Here is a 3,125-nt window from a genome sequence, read left to right as displayed (position 1 = left end):
CGCCCGGCCGGCCGCCTTCGCCTGCGCGACCGCCCCACCAGCCGGGGCCACGCCGGTCGCGTCGGCGCCTGCCCCGGCCGGGGTGCGGTACCGCCTGGTCGCGGGCTGGACGTGGTACGAGGACCCGGGCGGCTGGCGGATCGCCGCCCCGGTGGCCTGGCTGCGCTGGACCGAAGGGGCGGTGACCTGCTTCCGGGAGCCGGGCGGGGCGCGGGTGCTCAGCATCGAGGCGGGCCCCCGGCGCGCCGACCCGGTCGGCTGGTGGCGGGCCGAGGAGAGCCGGCTGACCGGCGGCGGATCGCTGCCCGGCTACCAGAAGATCGACATCTCGGCGCTGGACATGTTCCGGGGGGCGGCGCTGTGGGAGTGCGGCTGGGTCAACGCCGCCGGGGAGCGGGTGCACACCGCGCGGCTGCTGGCCAACACCTCCACCGACCGCGCGTACACCGTCTCGTGGCTGACAAAGGAGTTCGACTGGGGCGTCAACACGGGATACTTCCTGATGATCCGGCAGAGCTTCACACCCCTTCCCTGACGCCCTCCTATGTGGACCGTCCGGGTGATGCCCCTGCGACCACGGCGCTGACTAGAGTGGCGTAGTTTTGGCGCTCAAGATCCCTGGGGAGGGTGAACCGACATGATGGGACCGTCCCACGCGCTGTCCGGCGCGGCGGTGTGGCTGGCCGGGTCCTGGGCGCTGGACCACTTCGCCGACTACGAGCAGTCGCCGCTCGCGCTCGCCGTCGGCACCGCGGTCTGCGCCGGCGGGGCGCTCTTCCCCGATCTCGACCTCTCCGGCAAGGTGACCCGCAACCAGGGCGGGGCGACCGTCGCCCGCACCTTCGGCGTGTTCTCCCTCTTCATCGCCGAGGTGATGGAGAAGATCTCCCTCGGCGTCTACTACGCGACCAAGCTCAGCCGGGACCCGCGGCGCAACAACGGCCACCGGACGCTGACCCACACCCTTCCGTTCACCCTGCTGGTCGGCTGGGGCACCACCGCGCTCTGCGCCGCGTACGGCAAGTGGGCGGTGATCCTCATCCTCTTCTTCATGTTCGGGTTGGCGCTGCGCGGCCTGTTCGACAGGTGGGCCGAGCGGGCCGGGTGGGTCATCGTGACCCTCGCGTCGGCGGCGGCGGCCTGGTTCACCTTCGCCACCCTCCCCGGTGGCCGGGGGTACCCCCTGATCGGCACCGCCGTCGGGGTCGGCTGCTTCGTGCACATCCTCGGGGACATGATCACCCGGGCCGGGGTGCCCATCCTCTGGCCGATCCCCATCAAGCGTCGGATGTGGACGATGATCGGGCTGCCCGACAAGATCGCCCTGCGGGCCGGCAGCAAGACCGAGGTGGTGGTGGTCCGCGCCGTGCTGACCGCCGTCTCGGTGCTCGCGGCCGCCGGCCTGGTCGCCCCGTCGGTGCTGCAACGCTTCAACATCGAGATCTGACCCGCATGCCCACCCCCGGACACGGCGGACCGGCCGGAGCCGACGACGCCGGGGTGCCGGTGGAGCCCGGCGACGCCGGGGTGCCGGCCGAGCCAGACGACACCTGGGGGTCGGACGGGGCCGACGACGCCGGGGTGCCGGCGTTCTGGGGGCGGCTCGGCCTGCCCGGCCTCGCCGACGTGCACGTGCACTTCCTGCCACCCCGACTGCTGCGCCGGGTGTGGGCGTACTTCGACTCGGCCGGGCCGCTGGTCGGCACCGAGTGGCCGATCCGGTACCGGTGGAGCGACGCCGATCGCGTCGCGCACCTGCGCCGGCTCGGCGTCCGGGCGTTCAGCGCGCTGGCGTACGCGCACCGGCCCGGCATGGCGGCGGAGCTGAACCGCTGGACGCTGGATTTCGCCCGGGCCACCCCCGACTGCCTGCCCTCGGCCACCTTCTTCCCCGAGCCGGAGGCCGAGCGGTACGTCGCCGACGCCGTCACGGCCGGCGCCCGGGTGTTCAAGGTGCACGTCCAGGTCGGCGACTTCCCGCCGACCGATCCCGCGCTGGACCGGGTGTGGGGCCTGCTGGCCGACGCCCGGGTGCCGGTGGTGGTGCACGCCGGGCACGCCCCCGTCGGCACCGAACACACCGGGCCGGAGCCGTTCGCCGCCCTGCTCGCCCGGCACCCGACGCTGACCGCGATCGTGGCGCACCTGGGCGCCCCCGACTACCGGGCCTTCCTCGACCTCGCCGAAGCGTACGAGCGGGTGCGGCTGGACACCACCATGGCGTTCACCCCGTTCTTCGACCGGTTCGTGCCCTTCCCCGCCGACGAGCTGCCGAGGCTGCGCGAGCTGGGGCTGGCCGGCAAGGTGCTGCTGGGCAGCGACTTCCCCAACATCCCCTACCCGTACGCGGAGCAGCTCGCCGGGCTGGCCCGGCTCGACCTCGGCGACGACTGGCTGCGGGCGGTCTGCTGGGAGAGCGCCGCCGATCTGTTCGGCCTCGACTGACACCCACTGCCCGCCGCGCTCACCGGCGAGACGACGGCGACCGGCGCGACGGCAACCAAGCCGCCGCCGGCGGAGGCCACGGATCAGTCGAGCGTCCGCGCCGCCCAGCTCACCAGCAGCTCCAGCAGCGGCCGACGACCGGCGAGCATCGCCGCGTCGTCCCGCCGGTCGTAGGTCCCGCTGATCCGCCCGCCGAGCCGCGAGAGCATCAGCGGGGCCAGCCAGAAGTACTTGGCCGCCCCGGTGAGCCGCACCGCCCGCACGGTCAGCGCCGGCTCGACCGCCCCGCGCAGCCCGTCGACGTAGCGCGCGAGCACGGTGGCGGCCACCTCGTCGAGCATCGCCACGTCGACCAGCCCGTCGAGGAACGTGTCCAGCACCAGGTTGGCGGCGTCCTCTCCGATCGGCCCCGGCCCGACGCATGACCAGTCGAGCAGCACCGGACCGCCGCCGGCGAACACCAGGTTCATCGGCCAGAGATCGTGGTGGCAGAGCGTGCGGGGCAGCCGGTCGGTGGCCGCGAGGACCTCGTGCCGGCGCCGCCACAACGCGCGCAGGCCGGCCCGCAGCTCGGCGGGCCAGGCGGCGACGGCCACCGGGTGCTCCCAAGGCACCGGCTCCGGCACCGGCCGGGTCAGCGTGTAGTCACGCAGCCAGTCCCGGGCCAGCCAGTCCGGTAC

At 74.0% G+C, this 3,125-nt stretch carries 4 protein-coding genes; 3 read left to right on the top strand and 1 reads right to left on the bottom strand.

What is annotated here, in order from left to right; all coding sequences use genetic code 11:
• From NCC78_RS30020 to NCC78_RS30010, 3 genes are all read left to right on the top strand, one after another.
• The coding region (locus tag NCC78_RS30020; RefSeq protein WP_504921300.1) for a serine/threonine kinase C-terminal domain-containing protein at positions 1–535 on the top strand (535 nt) is incomplete at its 5' end.
• Between the two features lie 102 nt (positions 536–637).
• On the top strand, positions 638–1,447 hold the full coding sequence (locus tag NCC78_RS30015; RefSeq protein WP_250798748.1) for a metal-dependent hydrolase: 810 nt from the start codon (positions 638–640) through the stop codon (positions 1,445–1,447).
• A gap of 5 nt (positions 1,448–1,452) precedes the next feature.
• On the top strand, positions 1,453–2,445 hold the full coding sequence (locus NCC78_RS30010; RefSeq protein ID WP_250798747.1) for an amidohydrolase family protein: 993 nt from the start codon (positions 1,453–1,455) through the stop codon (positions 2,443–2,445).
• 83 nt (positions 2,446–2,528) lie between these two features.
• On the opposite strand, the gene NCC78_RS30005 is transcribed toward NCC78_RS30010, so the two are convergent.
• A partial coding sequence (locus NCC78_RS30005; RefSeq protein ID WP_250798746.1) for a phosphotransferase occupies positions 2,529–3,125 on the bottom strand: 597 nt, incomplete at its 5' end.

This window comes from Micromonospora phytophila (genome assembly GCF_023656545.1).
In the GTDB taxonomy this organism is placed as follows: domain Bacteria; phylum Actinomycetota; class Actinomycetes; order Mycobacteriales; family Micromonosporaceae; genus Micromonospora; species Micromonospora phytophila.
The sequence above is the reverse complement of the archived record's forward strand: the minus strand, read 5'-3'. Positions and strand labels throughout refer to the sequence as shown.